At 70.6% G+C, this 23,408-nt stretch carries 21 protein-coding genes and 3 pseudogenes; 9 read left to right on the forward strand and 15 right to left on the reverse strand.

All coding sequences use genetic code 11. The features are described 5' to 3' along the window. Both ACFC1F_RS29090 and ACFC1F_RS29095 read right to left on the reverse strand, forming a co-directional pair. Positions 1-414 (reverse strand): hypothetical protein, encoded by a 414-nt coding sequence (locus ACFC1F_RS29090; RefSeq protein ID WP_376162678.1) that lies wholly within the window; start codon positions 412-414, stop codon positions 1-3. A gap of 864 nt (positions 415-1,278) precedes the next feature. Beyond that, a complete protein-coding gene (locus ACFC1F_RS29095; protein ID WP_376162680.1) occupies positions 1,279-1,554 on the reverse strand; it encodes a hypothetical protein in 276 nt (91 codons plus the stop codon). 196 nt (positions 1,555-1,750) lie between these two features. On the opposite strand from ACFC1F_RS29095, the gene ACFC1F_RS29100 reads away from it, so the two are divergent. From ACFC1F_RS29100 to ACFC1F_RS29110, 3 genes and pseudogenes are all read left to right on the forward strand, one after another. Continuing rightward, positions 1,751-2,599, forward strand: coding sequence for a hypothetical protein (locus tag ACFC1F_RS29100; protein ID WP_376162682.1), 849 nt, complete (start codon positions 1,751-1,753; stop codon positions 2,597-2,599). Positions 2,600-2,662: 63 nt separating this feature from the next. Beyond that, positions 2,663-3,370, forward strand: coding sequence for a DUF6461 domain-containing protein (locus ACFC1F_RS29105; RefSeq protein WP_376162684.1), 708 nt, complete (start codon positions 2,663-2,665; stop codon positions 3,368-3,370). A 154-nt stretch (positions 3,371-3,524) separates the two neighbouring features. Further along, positions 3,525-4,455: pseudogene (locus tag ACFC1F_RS29110) on the forward strand (replication-relaxation family protein); the annotation flags it as partial. Positions 4,456-5,031: 576 nt separating this feature from the next. Here ACFC1F_RS29110 and ACFC1F_RS29115 read toward each other — a convergent pair. Both ACFC1F_RS29115 and ACFC1F_RS29120 read right to left on the reverse strand, forming a co-directional pair. Beyond that, on the reverse strand, positions 5,032-7,158 hold the full coding sequence (locus ACFC1F_RS29115; RefSeq protein WP_376162686.1) for a HEAT repeat domain-containing protein: 2,127 nt from the start codon (positions 7,156-7,158) through the stop codon (positions 5,032-5,034). Beyond that, positions 7,155-7,817, reverse strand: a complete 663-nt coding sequence (locus tag ACFC1F_RS29120) for a hypothetical protein (protein WP_376162688.1) — start codon at positions 7,815-7,817, stop codon at positions 7,155-7,157. The genes ACFC1F_RS29115 and ACFC1F_RS29120 overlap by 4 nt, the downstream gene beginning before the upstream one ends. Before the next feature lie 342 nt (positions 7,818-8,159). Here ACFC1F_RS29120 and ACFC1F_RS29125 point away from each other — a divergent pair. Further along, positions 8,160-8,825, forward strand: a pseudogene (locus tag ACFC1F_RS29125) (PIG-L deacetylase family protein); the annotation flags it as partial. Between the two features lie 486 nt (positions 8,826-9,311). After that, complete coding sequence (locus tag ACFC1F_RS29130) at positions 9,312-9,743, forward strand: hypothetical protein (protein ID WP_376162690.1); 432 nt, start codon at positions 9,312-9,314, stop codon at positions 9,741-9,743. A 190-nt stretch (positions 9,744-9,933) separates the two neighbouring features. On the opposite strand, the gene ACFC1F_RS29135 is transcribed toward ACFC1F_RS29130, so the two are convergent. The 3 genes from ACFC1F_RS29135 to ACFC1F_RS29145 form a co-directional block, all read right to left on the reverse strand. Then, positions 9,934-10,560 carry an HAD family hydrolase gene (locus ACFC1F_RS29135; RefSeq protein ID WP_376162691.1) on the reverse strand — a complete coding sequence of 209 codons (627 nt, stop codon included), beginning with the start codon at positions 10,558-10,560 and terminating at the stop codon, positions 9,934-9,936. A 130-nt stretch (positions 10,561-10,690) separates the two neighbouring features. Next, a complete protein-coding gene (locus ACFC1F_RS29140) occupies positions 10,691-11,455 on the reverse strand; it encodes a glycosyltransferase family 4 protein (protein WP_376162693.1) in 765 nt (254 codons plus the stop codon). A 98-nt stretch (positions 11,456-11,553) separates the two neighbouring features. Next, entirely contained in the window at positions 11,554-12,012 is a 459-nt protein-coding gene (locus ACFC1F_RS29145; RefSeq protein ID WP_376162695.1) for a DUF4279 domain-containing protein, read from the reverse strand. Between the two features lie 163 nt (positions 12,013-12,175). Between ACFC1F_RS29145 and istA the strand changes: the two genes are divergently transcribed. Together istA and istB are read left to right on the forward strand one after the other, a co-directional pair. Beyond that, positions 12,176-13,822, forward strand: a complete 1,647-nt coding sequence (istA, locus tag ACFC1F_RS29150; RefSeq protein WP_376162697.1) for an IS21 family transposase — start codon at positions 12,176-12,178, stop codon at positions 13,820-13,822. Beyond that, positions 13,819-14,658: an IS21-like element helper ATPase IstB gene (istB, locus tag ACFC1F_RS29155; RefSeq protein WP_376162699.1), complete on the forward strand. Its 840-nt coding sequence runs from the start codon at positions 13,819-13,821 to the stop codon at positions 14,656-14,658. Before istA ends, istB begins: the two co-directional genes overlap by 4 nt. A gap of 229 nt (positions 14,659-14,887) precedes the next feature. Here the strand turns inward: istB and ACFC1F_RS29160 are convergent, their stop codons facing one another. The 7 genes from ACFC1F_RS29160 to ACFC1F_RS29190 form a co-directional block, all read right to left on the reverse strand. Next, complete coding sequence (locus ACFC1F_RS29160; protein ID WP_376162701.1) at positions 14,888-15,832, reverse strand: glycosyltransferase; 945 nt, start codon at positions 15,830-15,832, stop codon at positions 14,888-14,890. Between the two features lie 93 nt (positions 15,833-15,925). Further along, entirely contained in the window at positions 15,926-16,828 is a 903-nt protein-coding gene (locus ACFC1F_RS29165; RefSeq protein ID WP_376162702.1) for a UTP--glucose-1-phosphate uridylyltransferase, read from the reverse strand. 82 nt (positions 16,829-16,910) lie between these two features. Then, positions 16,911-17,396, reverse strand: a complete 486-nt coding sequence (locus tag ACFC1F_RS29170; RefSeq protein WP_376162704.1) for a hypothetical protein — start codon at positions 17,394-17,396, stop codon at positions 16,911-16,913. Further along, a complete protein-coding gene (locus ACFC1F_RS29175) occupies positions 17,393-17,932 on the reverse strand; it encodes a dCTP deaminase (RefSeq protein WP_376162706.1) in 540 nt (179 codons plus the stop codon). The genes ACFC1F_RS29170 and ACFC1F_RS29175 overlap by 4 nt, the downstream gene beginning before the upstream one ends. Positions 17,933-17,946: 14 nt before the next feature. Continuing rightward, positions 17,947-18,474: a deoxycytidine deaminase gene (locus tag ACFC1F_RS29180; protein WP_376162707.1), complete on the reverse strand. Its 528-nt coding sequence runs from the start codon at positions 18,472-18,474 to the stop codon at positions 17,947-17,949. After that, positions 18,471-19,025, reverse strand: coding sequence for a hypothetical protein (locus ACFC1F_RS29185; protein ID WP_376162709.1), 555 nt, complete (start codon positions 19,023-19,025; stop codon positions 18,471-18,473). Before ACFC1F_RS29185 ends, ACFC1F_RS29180 begins: the two co-directional genes overlap by 4 nt. Positions 19,026-19,313: 288 nt before the next feature. Continuing rightward, on the reverse strand, positions 19,314-19,580 hold the full coding sequence (locus ACFC1F_RS29190; protein ID WP_376162711.1) for a hypothetical protein: 267 nt from the start codon (positions 19,578-19,580) through the stop codon (positions 19,314-19,316). Positions 19,581-19,946: 366 nt separating this feature from the next. Between ACFC1F_RS29190 and ACFC1F_RS29195 the strand changes: the two genes are divergently transcribed. Further along, a complete protein-coding gene (locus ACFC1F_RS29195; protein ID WP_376162712.1) occupies positions 19,947-21,107 on the forward strand; it encodes a hypothetical protein in 1,161 nt (386 codons plus the stop codon). A 336-nt stretch (positions 21,108-21,443) separates the two neighbouring features. Next, positions 21,444-22,064: a 2'-5' RNA ligase family protein gene (locus ACFC1F_RS29200; protein WP_376162714.1), complete on the forward strand. Its 621-nt coding sequence runs from the start codon at positions 21,444-21,446 to the stop codon at positions 22,062-22,064. A gap of 142 nt (positions 22,065-22,206) precedes the next feature. Here ACFC1F_RS29200 and ACFC1F_RS29205 read toward each other — a convergent pair. Continuing rightward, positions 22,207-22,401, reverse strand: a pseudogene (locus ACFC1F_RS29205) (transposase); the annotation flags it as partial. Positions 22,402-23,408 lie beyond the last annotated feature (1,007 nt).

A 23,408-nucleotide genomic window follows, 5' to 3' on the forward strand; every position in this document is an offset into this window, starting at 1 on the left:
TCACAACCCCCCCGTCGTCGTCATCGGCCCGTCCAGAGCCACCTCGTCCGGCACGATCCCCCGCATCGGCGGGAACAGCATCGGCTCCGCCCCCGCCACGTCCAACGCCACCCCGCCCGCAACCCCCAGCCCCACAACGGCCACATCCAGCAACCGCGCACCCAGCACCGTCAGATACGGCAACCCCTCCACCGGCACGTCCTTCGCCCGCGCGAACGCCGCCAGCTCCTCCTCCGACGTGAACGCGAAGATCCACCGCAGACCGCCCTCATCGGCCGTCCACACCCCCTCGTCCCCCCACCGCGGCACCAGCACCGCGGACAGCCGGAACTGCGCCACCATCAGAGCCGGGTCCCCCACCCCCGCCCGCAGCATCCGCACCTGATGCACCAAACCCGCGTTACGCACCGTCACCCCCCGATCGTTCCCGAACGATACTCGGCCAGTGCCTCAAAGCAGAAGCAGCTCGGCCCGCGCTCGGCAGAACGCCAGCCCAGCGAGACCGGGGGTTACAGCGCTCCCCGGTCGCTGCTGTGCCCGGCTATCTTCGCGACGACGTTGTGGGTGTCTCCGCCGAGCGGACTGATTTGGCCTCACCGCGGGTTCCCGGGCGCCGCTTCGATGGCCGTCAGGAAGGTGACCGTTCGGTCGTGGTCCGCACGTAGGGTGCGGCCATGACTGGGCCTGCCCTGGTTCCCATTCGGCATGAGCCGCACTACCGGACGTCCACCATCGGTCAGTGGGACGGAGGCCAGTTCTTCGCCCACCTCAGTGGTGTAGTCGCAGGCCGGAAACGGTGACGGCCGGGTGCTGCGGCGGTGGTACGCCGTGCTGCACGAGTTCGACGCCGCCGGTCAACACCTGACCTCTCGCATCAGGGCATCCGGAACGGTCGCCGACGGGCCGGCGAGACCGCTGCCCGTCGCCCAGGGCGTCGGCCAAGGCCCGGTCGACGCCCGGCCAGCAGCGGGGGTCTCAGTCGGCTGCGGCGCGCCGTGGGCAGCACAGTGCGACGAGGCCGTGGTCACGCTACAGCCGCCGTCCGGGCACCCTACCCAGGCGGCCCGGTCGAACTGCCCTGTCTGGCCTGCCCTACCTGGTGACCCCTCAGGCGGCAAACGGCCGGTAATGCGTGGTCGATTGAACTCGAACGAGGCCGGTGACCGTACTGCTGTGTGCTTACGTCCGATCATGACGGCCAGTCAGTTCGGTGTGTTAGCCCAGTCGGCGCCGTGAACGACTTCGGCGCTGTTTCCAGGGTACGAAGGGATACGGAATTCAGTGATGGCTATACAGACAAGCCGGTGGATGAGATCGGTGGCTGCCGGGGCATTGTCCGTTCTTGATCGCCGGCGGGCAGGTGTCGCTGGCCTCGCCGTCCTTGGCCGCCTCCGCCCCGGCGTCACCGCGCGGGAGCCTGGTCGGCACGCTCAGTGCCGCGACGATCGGCACTGAGGCGACCGTGGTGTCCGCCCCGTTGAACGCTTCGGCGGAGGGCTGCCCTCCCGTGGACTCCTCGAAGACGGGCCCGCAGGACAGGTCCTGTCTGGCCATGGAGTCCGCTCCGATCGTGCAGGGGGCTGAGAAGGCAGTTTCGAAGGCCGCCGCCGCTGGCGGTGAGGGAGTCTGCAGTCTGGCGGGGGCGGGTTCCTGGTGGTACCAGCGGTTCTCCTCCTGCTTGAGGGAGGCGAGGACCACCTTCACGCATTGGGACGACAAGGGCGCCGTTGTCGGTACAGGTGCGCTGGTGGTGACCACCAGCATGACGCTCAACGCCACTTCGACGACCTGGAACGAGCTGGTGACGGTCGGACTGGAGTCGGCGACCGGTGATGTCACCCGGCTCGATGTCGGATTCGACGTGAGCTGCGACTCGCAGTGCACGGCCACGACTCCCACCCCGTGGGCGGGCCAGCGATCGCTCGGGATCGGCCAGCAGGCCTCCGGCTCGGTCACCTACTCCGAGAGCCTGCCGGCGGGAAGCCTCGACAGCAAGATCAAAACCGCGTACCACATGTTCGTCACCATGGCCGGCGCGCAGCCGACCCAGCCGAACGCCGACTGGTCCAACAGCCGATTGATCCGCTGTGACAACGCAGTCGGGCAGTATCCCGGGTGCGTCTACCCGGATGTGCGGGCCAACCTCGTATTGCCGCTGAGCCAGTACGGCGCTGCCGCGGCCGCGGCCACCTATGCCTGGGCGATCCAGAACATGACCGAGCACTGGGGCGCCACGGACAATCCGCTGCAGCGCATGCAGGGTGAGGATCTCGCGAAGGCCAACCGCCGCAGGACCTGCGAGGACGGGACGTTCAACCGCCTGGCCGCCGTCACTAACGACTCCTGCGATGAGTACCCCTTCGCCGGGACCTACCAGGGCGGCCACACCGGGTGTGCGGACATCGTCCCGCAGCTCGAGAACGGGCAGTGGAAGTTCTACACGGTGCAGGGCAGGCCCGACGTCACCCGGTACGAGCCCTGCGTCCGCAGCCATGTCCCCCTTACCGAGAACTCGGCTGCGGGCGGAAAATACGGCAGCTTCGTACAGACCGACCGAGTCCTGGACTCGGAGAAGTTCGTTGTGAGCGTCACGTCCTGATCCCCTAACGGCTGCGGCCCGGGAGCGCTCCCGGGGCGCGGCCCTTCTTTGAGGAGGAACCCTGTGGCCGATCGTGAGCCGATGTGGTGGGAATGGGCGGAGAGCAATCTGGTTCCCGTCTTCTGTCTGAACCTGGTGCGGGGCCTGTCGGTGGGGGAGGTGGTCGCTGCCTACGGTGCGGATCCGGAGCGGATGCGGGTGCTCTCGGCCGCCGAGGCGGGAAGGCTCTATCCGATGGCGGCCGGCGGCGCGCTGTTGAGGGTGGGGCAGCTCGGGGGGTGGACCTTCTGCTTCGAGGACCGTGAGGCGGAGGGGCTGAAGCCTGGTGTACTGGCCCGGCTGTGCGAGCACAGCGAGGTCGTGCACCTGTTCTACGCAGTCGGTATGACCGTGGTCGAACGCCTGGAGAACGGTCGGCAACTCGAGTGCTTCGAGCCCGGCCAGCACCATCCGCCCCGGGGCAGCGGACCTCATGACCTCTACGACGCCGTCCGCGCCGGACTGCACAACCCACATGAGTCCTCCACGACGGGGGCGTCCCTGCAGGCCCTCGCCCGGTACGCCGGCATCGAGATCCCAGGGGAGACACTCACCGGGCCGCTTCGAACCGCCTATCTGCCCGATGGCCAGCGCGAGCCACTCGCCGTACCGCCCTCACCACCCGGCAACAGCGCACCACTGGCCGACCTCGGCCGATACCTCGGAACCCTTGACTCCCTGCAGAGCACCGAGGAAGCCGACAGCCAACGAGACGGCTGGAAACTGGGCTGAGCCGATCGGTGGTGGCCCCGCGGGCGCGGGCCACCACAGGGAGCGCGGCCCGCGTCGTCGCAGCGCTCGACATCGCCTGGTAGAGGACGACCCAGCTGATCGAGTCGGTCAACGACACCTCAAGGGGCAGCTTGACCTGGAACAACACGGCGGACGGACCACGAACCCGATCGAGTCCACGTTCTCCACGGTCAAGCTCCGCACCAAGGTCACCCGCGACGCCGGCAGCCCCGCCGCGGCCCTCGCCATGACGGTCAAGCTCGTCGGGTCCGCCCCAGGCCCGCTGGCGCGCGATCACCGGCGCCCGGCTGCGCAGGCTGCGCGAGCAGGGTCTGGCCGAGGAGCTGGTGCTGCCGCAGTCCGGGCGGGCGAAGGGCTGGTTCCTGACCGAGCACGGCTGCCGGATCGCCGGGGTGTTCCCCGAGCTGGCGGACATCCCCGCGCCCAAACTGCCCGGCGACAAGGAGGCCTTCAAGTTCACCCTGTACCACCAGCTCGCCGTCCTCCGGCCCCACCTGGTGTTCCTCGCCGACGCCCACAATCGAGGTGACGCCTATGGGCCGTTCGACCTGATCCCGGAGATCACCCACCGCTTCGCCGAAGGCCGCGAGGGCACGGTGCGCCCGGACGGTCTGCTCCACTACGGGCGCACCGCCGGCGAGCGCCGCTCCACCCGCCAGGCGTTCGTCGAGGTCGACCGCGGCACCACGGGCGGCACACGGCTGGCCGCCAAGCTGAACGCCTACGCCCGCTACTGGGCCACCGCGCCCCTGCCGCCCGGCGTCCGGCACAGCACCACCCAGGCCCAGGACGGCGGCGATCCGCTCTGGGGACGCCGCTACCCGCAGTTCCCGACGCTATTGTTCGTCCTCACCGGCACCGGCCAGGCCGGCTGCGCCAACCGCGCCGACGACCTGGAACGCATCGCCCGCACCCCGTACGTCGCCATGAGCTTCGTCACGGTCCCGGCTGTCGGCCTGATCCGCGCCGGCATCTTCATCCCGACCTCATGCCGGAACTCCGATCGTCTCGTGCTCGGCCAGTTCCCGTGCCTGGAAGACCGTGGTCCAGATCCGGCCGAGTAGTCCTGAGGCCAGCGCAGGTCGAGGGCTCGAGCTTCCTCCAGCAGGCCGACACCGGTCAGGGCCTTCCCAGGCCGGCGATGGCGCGGGCTGTGGGTTCGAAGGCGTCGTGAAGGAAGTCGGCGGTGGCCGGGTCCGGGGCGCGTTCGGCATCGAGTGGCGGCGTCTCTCCGCACAGAGCTACGCCACGCCCAGCAGGCCCGGGTTCCGCTGTACACCCGCACCCGCCACTTCCGCGCCTACTCCTCCCGCGTCGTCCCTGGCGCCCTGCAAATCAGGGACGACGCCACCGCCCTGCTGCGCACGGTCGCCGATGTCCGCCGGACCCCGGGACGACGTGGCGGACACTGTCGAAGCCCGCCTGGCCCGTTCCGGTGTCGTCTTCGAGGGCGGGCGCCGCTTCGTCGCGGTCATCGAGGAGTCCGACCTGCGGTACCGACCGGGCGACGAGGCGATCGAGGCCGAGCCCAGGAGAGGTCATCAGGACAGGCGGCATTCCCCGGCCGCGATCGGCCTGCCCGTGCTTCCGCGCGCGCCCCTGCACCGAACCCTGCCGGCCGGCGGACATCCGGTCCCGCCTCAGGCCAGCTGGTCGATGACGGCCCGGGCGGTGTGCTGCAGTGCCTCGTCGTCCTCGACGCTCCCGAAGAAGCCGCCGCTGCGGCGGGCCAGGACGAGTTCTGCGTGGATCCGGGGCAGTGCGGGCGCGGCGGCGGGGCCCATCCGCTGCAGGCATTCCAGGACGTGATTGGTGGTCGAGTCGTTCTTCTCCCAGGCCTCCAGCAATACCGGTACGAGGGTGTTCGCCTCGGTGGGGCCGGCGATGTCGTGGATCGCGGCGGCGGCGTGCACCCGGGTCCACTCGTACTCGGCTTGGAGCATCTGCCGCAGGTGGGGCAGTGCCGCGGCCGCGGGCGCTCCGATCCGGCCGAGGATGTCGGCCGCGTCCCGGTGCTTGTGGGTGTCGAGCAGGTCGGTCAGGCGCGGCATGGCATCTGTGGGGTCGCGTTCGAGGGCCCACAGGGCTTCGACCGCGGCGAGGCGCAGGTCCAGGTCCTCGGCGTCGGCGAGCGGGCGAACGCTCTCCAGAGCGTAGGCGGCGGCGGTGCCGAAGCGGGTCAGCGCGTGGAGGGCCGCGGCTGCGCCGCGTCGCTGGTCCTGGTGGATGCAGGCGGTGAGGGCTGCGGTGAGTGCGGGCACGGCTGCCGGGTCGCCGAGCCGGCTGAGGGCGGCGACCAGCGTGCAGGCCTCCGACCAGGACCAGTCGTGCGAGAGGTCCGTGTCGGCCAGGCGCCGGGTCAGCCGGGGCAGTAGTTCGCCGGCGGCGTGTGGGAGGTGGCCGGCAGCCTGCACTGCGCGCCAGGCGTCGACGCCGGTGTCCAGTGCCGTCAGCAGGTCGGGCAGGGCACGTTCATCGCCGAGGCGGGCCAGTGCCGTCACCGCCTCCTGGTGGGCGCGGCGCAGGAGGGGATGCGGTGCGGCCCACACGGTCGGCCCGTGGGCGGCGCGGTGGGATTCGACGAGGGCGACGAGGGCTTCGCGGGCGGGTTCGGCGAGGGTGGGCGGGAGTTGGCCGAAGGTCTCGGCGGCTTCGGCGGTGGTGTAGGGGTCGTGGGGCCGTAGGCAGTCGGCGAGCAGGCGCACGAGGTCGGTGTGGTCGCCGCGCCAGGAGCGGATCAGGTTCTTGGCCATGCCGATGGCGTCGTGGCGGGTGGCCCGGTCCGGGCTGCCGAGCTGGGCGGTGAGCAGGGCAGTGCGCTCGGTCACCCGGGCGTCCAGCACTTGGTGGAAGGTGGTCAGCAGTTCGGTGGTCGGGGCGTGTATGCGGCCGTGCCGGTCGAGGTCGGCGAACACTGCGGCGAGCTGCGGCGGGACACCCTGCTCCGGCGCAGGTTCGGTGGCGGCCCCGGTACAGGCGGAGCACTGCCCGCAGGCGGCCGGCTCGTCGTCTGGCTCCTCCCGGTGCTCGGGTCCGGGTGTGAGCTGCTGAAGCAGGGCGATCGCGGTCGGGACGAGGTCGGCGTCGACCGTCTCCGGTGTGCAGGCGGCCCGGTGGACGAGGGCGGCGAGGCGGATGTCGGCGTCTAGGCCCGGGTCCGTGGCAAGGGCGGTGAGCCAGGTCGTGACCGGGGCGAGTGCTTCCGGCAGCCGCCGGGCCAGCACGGCGGCGGTCTCGACGACCAGCAGCCGCTCCACGGTGCTGCTCTCGGCCGCCAGCCGCTCACGCAGCAGCACGAACGCCCGGCCGGTGTCGTCGAGGAACAGCCCCAGGGCGGGGACGGCGGCCTGCCGCACCCGCGGATCCGGGTCCGCCGCGTGGCGGGCGAAGTCCCCGGCGCGCTCGCGCATCAGGGGCACCGCCTCCGCGAAGGGCGTCGACATGCCGCCGGACGGGTCGTAGTAGATGCCCTCGGGTTCACAGTCCAGCGCCGAGCGGCCGATGCTCAGCAGCAGCCGGAGGACGGCCGCGCGGTCCGGCGTCCGCGGATCGTCAGCGAGCGCGAACAGGTACGGCAGGCTCGCCGTCGTGCAGCGGTAGACGCCGCCCTGGTGGTGCGCCGCGCTGTAGAAGCTGCTGAAGGCCTTCTCCCGGACCTCGGGGTCGGGCGAGGCCATCTGCTGAAGCCACAGCGGGACTTCGTCGGCCGAACCGTAGGCATGCCCCATTGACGACCAGTCGACATCCTCAAGGTGTTTGTTGATCATGGGTCGCACCCTGGCACGGGGCACTGACACCGGCCCGGGCGCGCAGCACGGCGCCGATCAGCGCTGCCGATGGCCTCAGCAACGCGCGGCACGTGCTCGCGCGCGGCACACAGCTGCCGCCAGGGGGTCGCCGGCCAGGATCCGGTCTCCGGGGGCACCGGGGTGCCGAGGTCGAGGAGTGCGGCCGCGGGAACACCGTCACGGTAGATGCGGTCGGCGTCGCGTTCGGCCTGCACCCGGGCGTCCAGTACGCCAGGAAAGCAGGTCTTGGTGAGAGTTCGCTGCTGGAAGGTGTTCACGAACCACGGGGCCATCGGCACACCGAGGTAGGCCTGCGGCGTTTCGCCCCGCGGCCACGTGGGGTCGAGCACAGCCCCGTCCGCCTGCGCGCACCACGCGTGGCGGCGCAGCCTGCCGGCCGCGAGGACGAAGCCCTCCACGTAAGCGCCGCCGGTGCGGTGGGCGACGCGCATGGCGTTCGCGAAGCAGTGGGCGGGCGATCCGCGCCTGGGTGCGCCGGTGGCGGGCCAGGGCTTGGGGGCGAACAGCCGGCCCTGGGCGAGGACGATCCGGGCGGCGGCGCGGTCGTCCGGATCGGTCGTGGTGCGGGCCGCAGCGATCAGGTCCCGTTCACCGCAGGTTGTGGGGTGGAGGAGCACGAAGCCAGTGTCGGGCGGGACACGCCGGTCGGCCACCGTAGCGGTCGTCGGGGGACTTCAGGGGCCTCGAACCGCTGGTCCGCGCCAGTAGGTGGCGAGCTCAGGCGAGTTCGGTTGCGTCCTGACAGCCAGCGGGTACCGCCCGCGTGCCGACGGCAATCGGCGGGACTGGACACTCACGCGGCTACGGCGCGCATGTCGGTGGTCGCGGAGTCGAGAGGGGCCGACCCCACCACAGAGGCCAGGTCGACCGCGACCGCGGCATGGTGACGGGCCTCGTCGACATCGCCCTGCCGGAACAGGACTGCGGCCAGGCGCACCGCGCCCAAGGCGCACCCTGACGACGCCGAGCTCGCCATGGGCATGCGGATGCTCGACCATGCCCAGGCCGGCGACCGCGTCCGCGTCCACTGCCTGAGCGCCGGGCGCCCCGGGAAAGACGCCGGCGAGGTACGCCGCACCGAGTGCCTGGCCGCTGCGGAGATCCTCCGCATCAACCAGTACACGTTCTCCGCCATCCCCGACACCCGCTTCACCGACCACCGCGGCGCCATCAAGGCGGCCTTGTTTGACACCTTCGCCGTCGAACGCCCCGACATCGCCTACACCCACTTCCCCGACGACCAGCACCTCGACCACGCCGTCTCCGGCGAGGAAGTCACCGCAGTCGCGATGCGCGAGGCCTCCGACCTGATCTGCTTCCGCTCCCCCTGCAGCCAGAACTTCGAGCCCAACCTGCTCTTCGTCGGCACTCCCGAGCTCCTGGTCGCCAAGCAGAAGGCGTTGGCGTGCTTCGCCTCCCAGCAACAGCTCGACATGCCCGTCTTCACCGGCCTGAACACGCTCGCCTACCGGCAGCACGTACACCACCGCGTCGTCGAACGGTTTCCCGAAGGCGCCCACGGCGCCGAGATGTTCCGCACCGCCCGACAGATCGTTCACGCCTCCCGCCCTGGCATCGCACAGGCGCGCGTCGAGCCCGATTCGGCGACCCTCACCAACGACTGAATAGGCGGGGTACCGGCCTGACCCTCCCGGGCACCGTCCCGCGGGGCTCAGCCACCCTGCGGCTGCTCGCCCCGGTGCAGCAGGACGTCCTCCCCGCGACCGCGGGGGCAGCCGATCTCCCCGGCCTCGGATGCGGCCGCCCGGACCTCCTCCCCGCGACCGGGTCAGCCGGGCGGTCTGGACGGTGATGCGGATGGTGCAGTCTCCTCCCCTGCAGGCGGGGTCAGCCCTTGGCCGGCGCGGTCAGCTCCTCCGGGTCGCCATCCTCCTCACGCAGGCAGGGGTCAGCCGTCGGCGCAGCAGATCGCGGGTGCTCAGACCTCGCCCTCGCGGTGCCTGTGGGGGTCAGTCACCGTACTCCTGGACGGACCAGCCCTCGGGCACTTCCCGGAGCCTCCGAGGCAGCAGGTGGAACGTCATTCTCCTGACTCCAGGAAGCTGAGGACGCTATTTTGAACGCATTCAAAACTCTGTCGGGGGTACAACATGACCGATCCCTTACTGCCAGAACGTACGCAGCGCAGGCCGTGGCCGCTCGTCGCCCTGGCCGGCGTCTCATGGCTACCAGCCGCAGCAGGAGACCTCCCCAAGAACTGGGGCTCCAACGGGGACAGCATCATCATGTGGTGTCTGGCCCTCATCGTCACCCTGCTCCCCCTGACGATGCCCAGCCCCAAAGCCTTCCGCCGCTCCTCCCTCATCATCGGCTGGCTACAGTTCGGCACCGAGATCATCTACTCCCTCTCATTTCTCCTCATCCCGCTGCCATTCTTCGTCGCCATCAGCCCAGCCGGCGTCCTACTCCTCCTCGCAAGCAGGAAGACCGGCGGTCGGACCCGCACAACAGCCGGCACACTCCTCGCAGCCACCCCCTTCATACTCTTCTTCAGCTCAGGCGGCCCAGCCTGGCTCGGCTAGCAAAGCTGCGCCGCGAGCACGGGGGTCAGCCGTCCTCGAAATGGGTACTGGCAAGCGGTCGATCTCCCCCGCGCCGGCCCAGGTCGGCCGACAACCCACTCACGCAGTCTCGGCGGCGGCCGCGACCGCCTTCTTCGGCGCAGGCTCCTCGGCGGCGGGGCCCGGCTTGCCTGGAACCTTCAGCGGCTTCTTAAGCCCCTGCGTCAGGGAGCTGAACAGGGATGCCCAGGGTGCCCAGGCGGCGGGCGCAGGCCTGGGGTGTGGTGAAGAGTTCGGCACGCAGCCCGGCGGCCCGGGCTCCGGTCACGAAGGTGACCTCGTTGTCGAAGTAGTAGAGGTCGTGCGGGCGGATGCCCATTCGGGTTGTGGCCTCCCGGAATGCCAGGGGGCTGGGCTTGGTCACGCCGAGGTCGGCGGAGGCGAAGGCATGGTGGGCCGTGATGCCGTGCAGGGCGAGGTCGGTGTGCATGCGGTCAGTGAAGTTGCTGAGGACTCCGACGACGGTCACCTGCGCGGCCTGCTTTACGAGGTCGATCATCACCGGGTCGGGTCGTCCGCGGTCGGAGCGCCAGGGGTCGATCGCTGCTCTCGCGCATTCCCCGAACTGCTCGACCAGATGGTGGGCGATGGTCCAGGCCCACTCGTCGTCGGTCATGAGGCCGACCTTTGCGGCCTCGTACGCGGGGTGCTGGTAGGCGACGCGGTCGATGGTGCCCAGGGGAAGGCCTGCGGCCTCCTCACCCGCTCGGGCGCCGTGGTTGTCGAAGTGCTGGAGGACGCCGTGCAGGTCGAACAGAAGGCCCTTCGGTGTGCTCACTGTGTTCTTTCCGTTCTCCCCCTGCGAGAGGCGGGGGTGATGATGTGCACGGACGCTGGCCGTTGGAATGGGGTCCGTGTCGGCCGCCGGAGCAAATGCTGCTGAGGCGGCATCAGCCGGTACTCGCCTGTCACAGCCCGGTTCTGGCCGCCGCGCGCACCTGCTCGTACTGCTCCGTGTAGCGGTCGGCGACGGGCTCCCAGCCGTAGACGTCTTGAACGTGGCGAGCGCCGTTGGCTGCACGGCGGGCGCGCTCGCGGGGGTCGATGAGGGCCTGCCTGATCGCGGCTGCCAGCGAGGCCGGATCATCGGGGCGGACAAGCCAGCCGGTCGCGTCGTGCCCGGCCGAGGTGATGGTCCGGGCAGGGCCGCCGGTGGCCGTCGCAATCGGCGGGATGGCGCAGCCCATGGCCTCCAGGTAGACCATGCCGAACGGCTCGTTGACGGCGGGGGCGACCATGAGGTCGGCGGTGTGGAGGCCGGCGGGCAGTTCGTCGTGGCCGCGCCAGCCGACGAAGTAGACGTCGGGGTCGATGCCGAGGCGGTGTGCGATGTCCGCCGGGTGCTCGCCTTCGCATTCTCCTGGGTATCCGCCCCACATCAGCAGGGCGGGCGCGACGGGCACCTGCTCACGGACCTGTCGGAAGGCCTCCAGGAGGACGGGGACCTTCTTGAATTCAAGGAAGCGGCCGACCCAGAGCAGGAGCGGGCGCAGTCGGCCGGTGGCGGGGTCGCGCAGGCGGCTGAGGTCTGCGTCGTGATAGCGGATGCTGCCGGGCGGCCGGTTTTCTCCCCAGCCTCGTGGGTCGGTGATGAGCCAGCGGTGGAGGTTGGCCAGGCGTTTGTCTAGGACGGTGTTTTCTGGCCCCGGGGTGACGGCTGCAAGTGGCCCCACTGAGGAACGGTTTAAGTTGGCCCCACCCGGCGGTTGGCGGGGTGGAGGAGCCGGTGCGGTAGTACTGGCTCCGCGCTGAGCGAGCGCGGGCCGCGCGCTCAGATGGTGTCGTCGCTCGGGGTCATGTCGTACTCGTCGACATCGAGTTCAGCGCCGACTGCAGCGAGGAAATCCAGGACATCGCGCCCCAGATGCCAGCCGAAAAGGTTGGGAGCGTCCGGGTGGCTGGGCGATTCGTCGTCGGAGTCGTTGAAGTAGCGAACGACCTGCAGCACTGCCCCACCGTCGTCGATCGCCAGCTGGCCTGCCAGCTCGGCTATGCGGGCCGTGTGGGGCTGGAGCCTGTCGAGGATGCGGGCGATCTGCTCGTCGACACACAGGTCGGGATCCCGGCAGACGACCTTCCAGCTATGGCTGACAGGAATCGCCTTGGGCTCGGTGATCCGGCTGCCGCGAACGGACACCTCGTCAGGAGCGATACCCAGTTGCGAGGTCATCTCGTCGGCGGAGACACGCTGGCTGAACAAGGCGAAGTAGACGTACTGGCGAAGAGGCATCTGGGGATGCTAGCCGCGCAGGGAGTGCGCTGAGCAGCAATTTTCAGGTGGCCCAGGGGCTGGCGGCGACACTCGTTTGGAGTAGTGCGGGATTGACCGGGCTCCGGCAACCAGATCACGCTGTGTGAGTTCGTAGTCACGGCCGTGTCAGGAGGCCGAAGATTTGCAGCGCGTCGAGTTGTTCGAGCGGATTCGCCGGGACAAGAGGCTGGAGAACGCCTCCGTCCGGGAGTTGGCCCGCCGTTACTCCGTCCACCGCCGGGTGGTCCGCCAGGCCCTGGACAGCGCGTTGCCTCCGAAGCGCAAAGAGCCCGTGACCCGCCGCTCCGCGCTGGACCCGGCCAAGGGCTGGATCGACGAGATGCTGCGGGCGGACCTGACCGCGCCGCCCAAGCAGCGGCACACCAACAAGCGGATCCTGGCCCGGCTGCGGGACGAGTACGGCTTCACCGCGGTCGCCTACACCACCCTCAACGACTACCTGCGGGTCCGCCGACCCCAGATCAAGGACGAGGCGGACCGGGCCCGGATGCTGCACGAGGGCATGGTCCCCCAGTTCCACCGGCCCGGCGAGGAGGCCGAAGTCGACTTCGCCGAGGTCTGGGTGCGGGTCGACGGCAAGCCGCTGCAGTGCCAGATGTTCACGCTGCGGCTGTCGTATTCCGGCAAGGCGGTCCATCGGGTCTTCTCGACGGCCGGTCAGGAAGCCTTCATGCAGGGCCACGTCGACGCCTTCCGGATCCTGGGTGGCGTCCCGGTCCGGCACATCCGCTACGACAACCTGAAGCCCGCGGTCTCCCAGATCTGCTTCGGCCGCTCGCGGGTGGAGTCGCAGAGGTGGGTGGCGTTCCGCTCGCACTACGGCTTCGACGCGTTCTACTGCCGGCCCGGCAAGGAGGGCGCGCACGAGAAGGGCGGCGTCGAGCACGAGGGCGGGCGCTTTCGCCGCTCGCACCTGGTCCCGGTCCCCGAGGTCGACACGCTGGCGGAGTTGAACGAGCGGATCGAGCGGATCGAGGCGGAGGAGGACGCCCGGCACATCGACAACCGGCCCACCTCGGTCGGCTTCGACTTCGCCTACGAGGCCCCGTTGCTGGCACCGGTCCCGCAGGAGGAGTTCGACGTCGGGCTGACGCTGACGCCGCGGGTCGACAAGACCTCCCGGATCACGGTCAGGCAGAACAAGTACTCCGTCCCTGCCCGGTTCATCGGCCGGACGGTGCGAGTCTCGCTGCGGGCCGACGAGGTTCTGGTCTTCGAGCAGCACAAGGTGGTGGTCCGCCACCCGCGACTGGCCGGCCGCTACGGCTTCCGCGACCTGCTCGACCACTACCTGGAAATCCTGCGGGACAAGCCCGGCGCGCTGGAGAACTCCACCGGGCTGGCCGCGGCCCGCGAGAGCGGCCTGTTCACCGCGGTCCACGACGCGTTCTGGGCCGCCGCCCGCGAGGCGAGGGGCCGCTCCGAGGGGACCCGGGCCCTGATCGACGTCCTGCTGCTGCACCGCCGGCTGCCCGACGACGCGGTGGTCGCGGGGATGAGCGCGGTCCTGGAGGCCGGGTCGGTCTCCCCGGACCTGGTAGCGATCGAGGCCCGCAAGGCGCTTGCCGCGGCTGGCGGCCCGCCGCCGGTGGTGATCGCCCCGCCGCCCGCCGCCACCGCCGGGCCGCCCGAAGACCAGGACGACGTCGCGGCGCGGGTGATCTCCCTGCCCGAGCGCCGCTCCGCCCTCCCGCCGGACACCCGGCCGGAGCCTTCCCTGGCCGCCTACGGCCAGCTGCTGTCCATTCAACCGAGAGGCTCAGCATGACGCAGAGCACCACCCCCGACGCCCCTTCGACCACGGGGCGGTGGGGTTTCTTCGGCCTGCCCGCACAGCGCGGCGCCAACCCGGCGGCGACGATCGACGCGGCCTGCCGGAGCCTGGGCCTGTCCACGATCCGCGGCCGCTGGGAGGAGTTCGCGGCCCAGTCCCTGCGCGAGCAGTCCTCCTACGCGGACTTCCTCGCGGACCTGCTGGAGAGCGAGTGCGACGACCGCGACGAGCGGCGCAAGCAGCGGCGGGTCAAGGAGGCCGGCTTCCCGCGCAACAAGCGCATCGAGGACTTCGACTTCTCGAAGAACCCGAACGTCCCGCAGGAGGTCATCAACACCCTCGCCCAGCCCGTCTGGGTCCAGGCCGGCAACCCGCTCTGCCTGATCGGCGACTCCGGCACCGGCAAGTCGCACCTGTTGATCGGCCTGGGCACGGCGATCGCCGAGGCCGGCGGCCGCGTTCGCTACACCACGGCGGCGAACCTGGTGAACGAGCTCGCCGAGGCCGCCAGCGACAAGCAGCTCGGGCGAACCATCAAGAAGTACGGGCGCGTTGACCTGCTCTGCCTGGACGAGCTCGGCTACGTCAAGCTCGACCGGCACGGCGCCGAGCTGCTGTTCCAGATCTTCACCGAGCGCGAGGAACGGCACGCGATCGCAATTGCCTCGAACCGGCCCTTCACCGAATGGGACCAGACCTTCACCGACAAGCGGCTCTGCCAGGCGATCGTGGACCGGCTTACCTTCGAGGCCCACATCATCGAGACCGGCACCCAGTCCTTCCGCCTCGCCAGCACCACGGCCAAGCGCAAGGCGGCCGCCGCAGCCTGACCTGTCGTCGGACTCCACCCCGCCAACGGGCGGGCGCCAAACACGGCGCCCGCCCGTTCGCATTCCTGTCAGGGGACGCGACCGGGCGGGCTCCGTGACGACCACGCTACCGGCCGCCGCGGGCCGTCATCGCCACCCGAGGCCCGCAGCCCAGGGACACCGGGGAAACGTCACCCGATCGGGGGTGGGGCCACTCCAACCCGTTCCTTCTCGACACCGCCCCAAGCCGTCACCCAAACGGCCTAAAAGTGGGGCCAGGCGAAACCGTTCTGGTGGGGCCAAAACTCACCGGCGCAGACAGGCGTTGGGCTTCGGTGAGTTCGGCGGGGCGGAAGGCGGTGATGTCCACGCCGTTGGTGATGACCGGGACCTCTTGGCCGCGGAGGGCTGGCAGGAGGCGGAGGGCGAGGTCGCGGTCGTGGTGGGAGACGGTGACGACGTGGCCGGCCTGTTGTACGGAGGCGGTGAGGGCGGCATGCCAGTAGTCGGAGAAGCGCCACTTCGGCCACTCGGTGGTGCGCAGCAGCAGCTCCTGGTCGTCGTTGAGGCGGCCGTCGTGGGCGAGTTGTTTGAGGGTGCGCTCGCGGTGGGGGCGGTCGGGGTGGAGGGCGTTGGCCAGGAGCGGCGTGGTCGTGCCGAGGTGGCGGGCGAGGTTGATGCGCTCGCGCATGCCCTGGATCTGTTTGAGCTCGGTGCCGTGGAGGGTGGTGATCCGGGGGACGCCTCCGTAGGCCCTGTAGGCGGCGGTCTGGAGGTAGGAGAGGTGGTGGAGGTGAAGGGCGTCCGGGCGGGTTGAGCGGTGGCGGGTGAGGTGGCTGGTCCAGGCGCGGGTGAGGCGGGCGCCGGCGGTCGGCGGGACGGCGGCGAACATGGGGTCGGGGCAGCCGCGGGCGCCGAGGGAGCGGTCCTCGTAGGAGGGGTGGAAAGGCAGCGGGTCGGACTGCGGGTCCTGGCCGGCGGTGAACCGCGCGTAGGCCGGGTTGTAGTCGTAGGTGCGCAGGTCGAGCCCGGCGTAAAACGTGGGGGCGTGGCCGGGGTCCCCGGGCTGGCCGAGGGATCCGGCGTGGATGCGGGTGGTCCAGTTGCGGCGGTTGTACTCCCGCAGGAGGTACCGGGCGACCTGTGCGCTTCCGCCGCGCGGGAAGAAGGTCAGGGCGGTGTCGATGTTCGGCATGCCGGGCTCCTCTCCGGCCCGGGGTGAACCGGGCCGGGGCCGGGCCGGGGCGGGTCACCGCGTGGCGGCCCGGACCCGGGAGCTGGTGGTGGGTTATTCGGCGGGGGCGAGTTCGGCGGCGAGCTTGCGCAGGTCCGGTCCGTACTCGGGGTTGGCCAGGGCGGCGGCGAATTGGGCGCGCAGGTAGGCGGCCGGGTTGCCGGTGTCGTACCAGGTGCCGTCGATGACCTGGCCGTAGACGGCGCGGCGGGCCGCGTAGGCGTTGATGGCGTCTGTCAGGTAGACCTCGTCCTCGGGCTTCTCGTGCCAGCGGCGGGTGAGTTCGCGGATCTCGTCGACGATGCCGGGGGTGATGACGTAGCCGCCGATGGCCGCGTAGGAGGACGGGGCGTCGGCCGGCTTCGGCTTCTCAACCAGGCCGGTGATCCGCAGGGAGCCTCCGCCGAGGTCCTCCTTCACCACCGGGACGCCGTAGCGGTAGGAGTCCTCGGGGGCCATCGGCATGAGCGCGAGAACCGGCGCGTTGGTCTGCTCGTACGCCCGGATGAGCTGCTGCGCACGGGGGACGTCGGCGACGAAGACGTCGTCGGGCCACAGCACTAGGCAGGGCTCGTCGCCGAAGTGGCGGGCGGCGTTGAGGACCGGCGTGCCGTTGCCGTAGGGACCGTGCTGGTACAGGTAGCTGATGTGACCCTTGCGGGAAAGCTCCCCGACCTCCTCGACCGCGTCCGCGAAGGCGGCCTTGCCATCGCGGCGCAGCTGCTCGACGAGGACCGGGTTGGGTCGGAAGTGCTCCTGGATCAGGCCCTTGTCGCCGTTGACGACGATGGTGATGTCGGTGATGCCGCTGTCGACGAGCTCGCGGACAGTGTGCTCGATCACCGGCTTGTCGCCGACCGGCAGCATCTCCTTCGGCGTGGCCTTGGTCAGGGGCAGGAGGCGGGAGCCGAGGCCGGCGGCGGGGATGACGGCTCGGCGGATCGTCTTGGGGGCCATGTGACCCTCTCTCATCTCTCGGTTGCTGCGCCGGGGTGACGCGGCGGGCGGCCGACGCTACCAACGATCACAGCGTGATCACTTACGGTGTCTGGGCGGGGAGTTGGGTGGTCCACTTCGTGCCGACGTACTTGATCGGCAGCATGGTGTGCAGGGCCGCGAAGAGGCCTTGCTCTCCCTGGGGGACGACCGCCTGTATCTGCGGGGCGTGGTCGAGGAGGACCTCCCGGCAGCCGCCGCAGGGGGAGACGATCCGTGCGTCGGCGGCCTCGGACGGTTTCGGGTGGCGGACGGCGGCGACGGCCAGGAGCGGCTGGTCGGTGTAGAGGCGGGCGGCGGCGAGTGCGGCCATCTCGGCACACACGCTGAAGCGGCCGACCATCGCCTCCAGGTGGATGCCGACGTAGACCTTGCCGTCAGCGGCGATGATCGCGGCCCCGATCTGGTGGCGCCCTTCGACGTAGCGTCGGCGGATGGTGTCGTAGGCGGTGGCGACCAGGCGCGCGGCCTGCGGGTCCGGGCAGGTTGCGGCGGGATTGAAGGCGTTCGCCGGGTGGATGCCGTTCACGCGGCGGCCGCCATGGCGCGGGCGGTGTCGCGGTGGATCTGGGAGGGCATCGGTCCGCGGCTGCCCTGGTATTTGCCCTGGTAGAGCATCGGGTCGCCGAGGACGGCGCGGAAGTCGACCTGCGCGATGCTGTCGCCCGGGTAGATGACCAGCGGCTGGACGACGCGGAGCATGTGGGTGAGCTGGCCGAAAGATCCCTGGTCGATCAGGTCGGCGGTGACGTGGGCGTAGCCTCCCATGCGGGCGAAGCCGGAACGGCTGTGCATGGTGGGGACGTAGTGGTTGCTGCCGATCACCTCGACGGAGTGGCCGAGGTAGATGCGGTCGGGCTCCAGGAGGAAGCCCTCCGGCCCGATCTCCACCGTCTTGAAGGCGTTGGGGCGGCGGGTGTCGAGGACAGCGTCGGTGTAGTAGCCGATGGCGGGGCCCAGGGTGATGTTGTACAAGTTGGGGTTGAGCTGGGCCGGGTCGAACGGCTCGATGGTGAGCCGGCCGGCCGCGTGCTCTTCCCGGATCTTGTGCCCGGTGAGGATCACGGTGGTGCCTCCGTTCAGCAGGCGGTGGTGAGGAAGTGGTTGGAAGGTGGCGTCGTCGCCTGGTCGATCCGGCCGAACCGGCCGGTGTACTCCGGCACGGCTCCGGTCTTCGCCGTCCACGTGATCTGGCCCATGCGGTCGCCGGGGTATATGCGGGTGCGCTGGACCACTTCGAATTCCAGCGTCCAGGCGTGGCAGGCACCCAGGTTGCCCATGTAGGCCGAGTACTCAAGGAAGACGCCGAGACGCCCGAGGCTGCTGCGGCCGATGAGGCAGGGCACGAAGTGGGCGCTGCCGAGCTTCTCCACGGTGGTGCCGAGGTAGACCCGGCCGGGCTCCAGGACGTAGCCGTGGTCCGGGATCGTGAACTCGTCCAGGGGGTGGTCGGAGTGGGCGTCGAGCTGGTGGGTCCGGTGGACGCGCAGGACCGGGCTGATCCGGTAGTTGTAGCTGTTGGGATTGAGGAGAGCGGGGTCGAACGGGTCGATGGTGATCCGGCCGTCCTCCACCTCCTCTCTGATCCGGTGGCCGGTGAGGATCACAGGACGAGCCCGTCGGCGAGTTCCCGCGCGCGCACCAGCAGGGTCTGAATCGACCCGGCGTTCTCGATCCGGTGGTGCGGGGTGATGGTGATCTCCGTCTCCGTGGGGTGGTTCTCGTCGCCCGGGGAGAGATCGCCGCGCCCCGCCTTCCGCAGCCGGCGGAAGTCGTCCGGTGCCCAGATCTGCACGAACGTGAAGCCGAGCGCGTCGAGAGCCTCGATGTCGGCGGCCCGGGCGTCGTCGCAGAGGATCACCGCGGCGGAGTTCTCTCCCGTCGCCTCCTTCACCTTCGCTTCGAAGATGTCGGTCAGCGCCGCGGGGTTGATCCGGCGCAGGTGGGATCCGAGGGCGTTGAGGAGCTGGCCGTCCTGCCGGTCCGGGCTGACGAGGGGACGCCCGGCGACCTGGTAGACGATGCCCTGCAGGTCGTAGAGGGGGGCGCCGAGCCTGATCCTGACGACGTGGACGCCGCGGCTGGTGAGCCGGTCGGCGAGCATGCCGGTGAGGGTGCTCTTTCCGGCGCCGGGGCGTCCGTAGGTGGCGATGCGCATCCTGTGCTCCGTTCTTGCAGTGCCGGCACCGTGTCGGTGTCGACGGCGGGTAGAGCGGGCCCGGCCCCCGCGGGGGACGCAGGCCGGGCCCGCTCGGGGCCACGCCGGCCGGATGGGGTCCCCTTCCGTCGGCCAGGCGTGGGGACCAAGGGGCGGTCAGGCCGCCGCGCTGGTGCTGTTCTTCGTCACCGCGTCGAGCGCGGCCGCGAGGTGGGCCGGGTCGGCCGGCGCGGGCAGGAGAGGCATGTGCGCCCACACGACCAGCTGGTTCAGCCAGTCGAGTTCGGGTCAGGGCGTGGCGAGGTGGCAGCCGTCGGACAGCAGCCGCACCTGCGGGTAGCGCTTGTCCCAGTCGATGCCGCTGCCCAGGGCAATGAGGACATAGACGAGTTCGGAGCTGCGGTCGTGCAGAACCGGCCCCGCCTCGACGGCGTCACCGAGGAGCTTGTCCAGAACGGCCAAGCCGAGCGGGGCAGGCAACCGAACGGCGTCCCAGCGCACCCCACAGGGCACGAGCAGCAGCCCGCCGGGCTGGCCGGGCCACGCTGCCAGCATCGCGGCCCTCGCAAGCGGAGACGAGCCATCGCGGGGCGGGCAGCACAGGGGGCCGCCGGCTGACGGAGCGGGGAACCGGGCGTCTGGAGGCGGCGGTGGAGGTGGAGGACGTCATCATGGCCTGCCAAGGGACTCGTCATCGAGGGGGTTCTACGGTCCCGCTCACGACCCGCCCCGGTCACGGGCAGCGGCGCCCGACTATTCCGGACGGACCCTCACCCGGCTGACCTGGCCGAGCGTCAGAGACCTGGCGGGAATCCGGACAGTGCGTTATCCCGAAATCGCTCACTGTGACCCGTGTGGCGTACCCGGGTCGCTACCGTGAAGGGGTCAGACCCCCACGCTCCGCGCCTTCGGGAGGCCCGAATGCCCCCACGCCCCAAGCCCGGCTCCAAGCCGGACCGCGACTCGGTTCGCTCGGCACTCCTCGCCACCAACGCCCCCACGTCCGCCATCGCCGCCGAGATGCGCGCCCGCTTCGGGATGCGGCCCCGCGAGGCCTGGCGACACGCGCACGGCTGGACGACCCAGGAGGCCGCCGACCGGTTCAACGACCTGGCCGGTGCCGGCGGCCCGAGCGCGGACGCCTCCTTGCTCGGCAAATGGGAGAAGTGGCCGGCGCCGTCCGGGCGCCGGATCACCCCGCGGGTCCTCTTCGTCCTCGCCGACCTCTACACGGCCAGCGTGAACGACCTGCTCGACCTGGACGACCGCCAGGCCCTCTCCGAGGCAGACCTGAGGATTCTGTCCCACCAGTCCGACTCCTCCGCCACGACCACCGCCATCGCCCAGCTGGCCGCCCCGTCGACGCAGCCGCCAGTCCCCCTCACCGGCGCCGACCTCGTACAGGCCACCGCCGAGGAGTCCGCGCTGTGGGCGCAGTGGGCCGAGGGCACCAACTGCGGCCCCGTCGCGCTCGAACAGTTCGTCGCCGACACCCAGTACCTCGCCGCCGCCTACCTGATGGACGAGGACCCACTGCGGGTGTTCCAGCAGACCAAACGCCTGCTCAACCGTGTCTGGGACCTCCTGTACGGGCACCAGCTCCTCCAGCAGCGGCGGGAGCTGTTCACCACCGCCGGCTACCTGTTCGCCATGCTGGCCTGGATGACCACGACCGGGGGCACCGGGCACAGGCTGAAACCCACGCACGTGCGGCCCTGCTGTGCGCCGACAACGCCGACAACGCGGGCCTGCACGCCTGGGTCTACTCCACCCGCAGCAAACTCGCCTTCTGGGACGGCCAGTTCCGCGAGGCCATCCAGTACGCGCAGCACGGCGCCACCTTCCAGGCCCTCGGCACCGTCACAGTCCTCCTCCACTGCCAGCTCGCCAACGCCTGGGCCGAGGCCGGCGCCAAGACCCAGGCGCTGGCCGCCCTCGGACAAGCCGAGGACACCAGCACCCACGACCACGCCAGCCCGTTCCACGACCAGGTCGGCGGCCTCTTCAGCTGCCATACCGGGCGCCACGCGAACTACGGCGCCGCAGTCCACCTCCGCGCCGGGTCCGCCGCCGATGCTCTGACCCACGCCGACCGCGGACTCGCCGCCCTCCAGCAGCAGCGCGTACGCGCCTACGGCACCGAGGCCCAACTACACATCACCCGGGCCGGAGCCCAGCTGAGCGCCCGCGATCCCGAGGGTGTCCTCGAAGCCATCGCCCCCGTGCTCGCCCTACCGAGAGAACACCGGACCGCCCCTGTACGCCGGCGCCTACGCGATCTCGCACGCGACACCGCTACCTCCCCCATGGGCGACAGCGCAGCCGGCCTGCGTCTCCAGGACGCAGTGGAGACTGCCGTCCGCGAAGCCGCCCACGCCCTCTCCCCGACAACCCCGTCCAGTGCTTGGATCAACGACCATGACTGACACTCCCTCGCACATGGCCGATCACTGGTGGTGGCGGCCCGGTTGGAACACCGGCCGCCGCTTCTACACCTGGCACCTCACCTTCGACGACGCCACCGACCTCCACCACCTCGCCGCCGACTACCGCCGAGCCCTCAAGGACGTGCCCGGCCTCGACCTCGTCCCCGACCAATGGCTCCACCTCACCATGCAGGGCCTCGGCTTCACCGACGACGTTCCCGAAGCCGACGTCCGCGCCATCGCCGACGCCGCCACCCACCACCTCGCGAAGATCCCCGCCTTCGACCTCGCCCTCGGGCCCGCAATCGTCACCCCCGAGGCCCTGCTTCTCAAGGTCGAACCCGCCGAGCCGGTCCACGCCGTCCGCTCGGCCATCCGGGCCGCCATCGCCGACGTCTGGACCGATGTCCCCGAGCCCGCCGACGGATTCCGCCCGCACGTCTCCGTGGCCTACTCCAGCGCGGCCGGCCCGGCCCAGCCGGCCGCCGACGCCTTGGCGAGCGTGACCTCCTACCCGGCCACCGCCCGCATTACCAGGGCCGAGCTCATCGTTCTCGGACGCGATCGGCGGATGTACGAATGGACGAGCTTCGCCCCCGTGCCCCTGGGTTGAGCAAGGCCCGGCACCGGCTCCTCGTGACACGGGGCGCTGGTCGTTGGGGGGCGCCCGAGGTGCCCTCGCCGACGACGTGGAGCCCCCGGCTGGCCAGGGGTTCCACGTTCCACCTCTTCTTGTCCCCTATGGATCAGGGTGCTCGGCTGAAGCGATGGTCGTAGGCCTCGTCACCGTGCAGTTTGCCGGGCCTGCGTCGCCTGGGGCCGCGCCTGGACCAGATCGGCGGGATGGCTTCGGTGAGCGGGATCAGGGCCTGGCTGTCGTGGACGTTGGCACCCGAGATCGCGAGCGACAGGGGTAAACCGGTACGTTCGGTGAGTAAGTGGATCTTCGACCTTCGGGACGGCGCCCCAGCCGTGGGCCAGCAGGCGCCAGTGCCCGTCGATCAGGTCGCCGGTCTGCCGCGAGGGCAGCATCTGGGCGGTGATCATCCGCGAGTAGCCCGAGACGATCACCAGGACCGGCGGGCGGCCGGACTGGCCGTAGCCGAGCGGGATGTCCACGGCGGGGGACCACAGGTCGCACTGCGCGAGCTCGCCGGGCCGATAGACCGTGCGCGAGACCGGGTCTACCGGCAGATAGGCGGGCCGCAGTTCCCGCACCCGCTCGCGCAGGATCGTCAGCCCGCGCTCCCAACCGATCCGCTCCGCGATCACGGTGACCGGCATCGTCGGCGTCTGTTTCAAAAGCTCACGGATCGCGGGGCGACCGCGTCCACTGCCGAGCCCTTCAGCGGGCGCTGGCATTTCGGCGGCCGAACCGAGGCCAGCGCCCGCGACACCGTTCCTTTGGAGATCCCCAGCTGCCGGGCCACGGACCAGGCCGACAACCCCTCGGCTCGGTGCAGCCGGCGAATCTCAGCCCAGCCCTCCACGTGGATCACCCTCTCTTCCTCCTGACTCCAGAGCATTGAAGTCAGGATGATCAAGAGTTCGCAGAGCAGCCCGGTTTTGATCCGCCGTCCGTGGTCCTCGTTTCACCTGTTACCGACATCGCACATGGTGTGCGGGTTGGACGCGAACACCGGCTGCCCCCCCGCCTGCGGGAGGACCGTCCTGGACGGTCACTGAGCGGTCCTCTCGACGGCTGACCCCCGCCTGCGCGGGGAGGACTGGGAGTCGTCGCGCCGGGAGCGGTAGTCGTTCGGCTGACCCCCGCCTGCGCGGGGAGCGCGGTGGCCGGGAACGTCCGGCTGCCGCGGTCCCTGCCGGCGTTCTACTGCGTCGCGTGGGCCGTCTCCGGGGTACTGATGGCGGTGACCGGATCGGTGAGCACGGTGGCCGAGCTGGTGGCGGTGTCGGCCGCGTACGGGGCCGTCTCTCCGTTCCTGGCGGTGGCGCT

The sequence above is a fragment of the Kitasatospora sp. NPDC056181 genome, from assembly GCF_042266225.1.
In the GTDB taxonomy this organism is placed as follows: Bacteria; Actinomycetota; Actinomycetes; order Streptomycetales; family Streptomycetaceae; genus Kitasatospora.

Bases quoted from the DNA above. Each gene is read 5' to 3' on its own strand.
- ACFC1F_RS29095 (WP_376162680.1), bottom strand. From the start codon at position 1,554: ATGGCCAGACAGGACCTGTCCTGCGGGCCCGTCTTCGAGGAGTCCACG.
- ACFC1F_RS29115 (WP_376162686.1), bottom strand. From the start codon at position 7,158: ATGATCAACAAACACCTTGAGGATGTCGACTGGTCGTCAATGGGGCAT.
- ACFC1F_RS29130 (WP_376162690.1), top strand. From the start codon at position 9,312: ATGACCGATCCCTTACTGCCAGAACGTACGCAGCGCAGGCCGTGGCCG.
- ACFC1F_RS29145 (WP_376162695.1), bottom strand. From the start codon at position 12,012: ATGCCTCTTCGCCAGTACGTCTACTTCGCCTTGTTCAGCCAGCGTGTC.
- istB (WP_376162699.1), top strand. From the start codon at position 13,819: ATGACGCAGAGCACCACCCCCGACGCCCCTTCGACCACGGGGCGGTGG.
- ACFC1F_RS29160 (WP_376162701.1), bottom strand. From the start codon at position 15,832: ATGCCGAACATCGACACCGCCCTGACCTTCTTCCCGCGCGGCGGAAGC.
- ACFC1F_RS29165 (WP_376162702.1), bottom strand. From the start codon at position 16,828: ATGGCCCCCAAGACGATCCGCCGAGCCGTCATCCCCGCCGCCGGCCTC.
- ACFC1F_RS29185 (WP_376162709.1), bottom strand. From the start codon at position 19,025: ATGCGCATCGCCACCTACGGACGCCCCGGCGCCGGAAAGAGCACCCTC.
- ACFC1F_RS29190 (WP_376162711.1), bottom strand. From the start codon at position 19,580: ATGCTGGCAGCGTGGCCCGGCCAGCCCGGCGGGCTGCTGCTCGTGCCC.
- ACFC1F_RS29195 (WP_376162712.1), top strand. From the start codon at position 19,947: ATGCCCCCACGCCCCAAGCCCGGCTCCAAGCCGGACCGCGACTCGGTT.
- ACFC1F_RS29200 (WP_376162714.1), top strand. From the start codon at position 21,444: ATGACTGACACTCCCTCGCACATGGCCGATCACTGGTGGTGGCGGCCC.